Annotated in this window: 2 protein-coding genes; one reads left to right on the forward strand and one right to left on the reverse strand. The window is 70.3% G+C overall.

Features of this window, described 5'->3' with window-relative positions:
• Window positions 1-257, reverse strand: a 257-nt coding sequence (locus AB0I83_RS31470; RefSeq protein WP_363307052.1) for a ferritin-like fold-containing protein, incomplete at its 3' end; no start/stop codon positions are given.
• 385 nt (window positions 258-642) lie between these two features.
• Between AB0I83_RS31470 and AB0I83_RS31475 the strand changes: the two genes are divergently transcribed.
• The coding region (locus AB0I83_RS31475) for a DEAD/DEAH box helicase (protein ID WP_363307053.1) at window positions 643-1,200 on the forward strand (558 nt) is incomplete at its 3' end.

Genomic DNA, 1,200 nt, shown 5'->3' on the forward strand with positions numbered 1-1,200 from the left:
CGCAGCTGCTCGAAGTGGTGGAACTCCGCCGACGCCATCTTCGCCAGCTCGGCCTTGTCCGCGAGGGTGGGCGCCAGCTTGGCGTCCTCCGCGAGCCGCTCGAACGCCGCCAGCTCGCCGTACGCGAGGGCTCCGAGCAGGTCCACGACCGCGGCACGGTACTGGGGGTCCGCGGCGGCCTCCGCCCAGTTCATGGCGGCGATCCCGGTGCGTGCGGGGGCGTCGGTGGCGTTCTCAGGCGTGTCAGGGCTGGTCATGCAGCGCACAATAGTCCGCGGCCCCGGCACCTCACCTGATCGTCCGGTGTGACGACGACTACGTGACCAAATCGGCCATCGCGTGTGCACGGATCCGGGGTATGGTGGTATTGCGCCTGATGGGTACGCCGACGCTCGACGTCTCCCGCAGGCGTACGTATGAGGATGCCCGGTCGGTGGCCCGATCGGCTCCGACCCGACAGACCTCCGCGGCCGTACGTCAGTGTACGTGCGACGACCGGAGGGACACCCTCAGCGGTACGAGCGCTAGAGCGTCGGCAGTGGTCCCGTGCCACAGGCCCGCCCGCGTGGGCGGCCTCCGTCCCCGGCACGGTCACGCGACACGACCCCCGCGCTCGCCTCGCACCGCGTACACAGAAGAGGCATGACGCTGACTACCACGTTCCGAGACCTGGGAATCCTCCCCGAAACCGCCGAGGCGCTGGAAGCCGTCGGCATCACCACCCCCTTCCCCATCCAGGAGATGACGCTGCCCGTGGCCCTGTCGGGCTCGGACGTCATCGGCCAGGCCAAGACCGGCACCGGCAAGACGCTCGGCTTCGGCCTTCCGCTTCTCGAGCGCGTCGTGGTCCCCGCCGACGTGCAGGCCGGGCGCGCCGCCCCCGAGGATCTCAGCGACGCCCCGCAGGCGCTGGTCGTCGTGCCCACGCGTGAGCTGTGCGTGCAGGTCACCAACGATCTGCTGACGGCCGGCAAGGTGCGCAACGTGCGGGTCGCCGCGATCTACGGCGGCCGTGCCTACGAGCCTCAGGTGGAGGCGCTGCAGAAGGGCGTCGACGTGGTCGTCGGCACCCCGGGCCGGCTGCTGGACCTGGCCGGGCAGAAGAAGCTCGACCTGCGGCACGTCAAGTGCCTGGTCCTGGACGAGGCCGACGAGATGCTCGACCTCGGCTTCCTGCCCGACGTCGAGAAGATCATGGAC

Source organism: Streptomyces sp. NPDC049970 (genome assembly GCF_040660235.1).
In the GTDB taxonomy this organism is placed as follows: domain Bacteria; phylum Actinomycetota; class Actinomycetes; order Streptomycetales; family Streptomycetaceae; genus Streptomyces.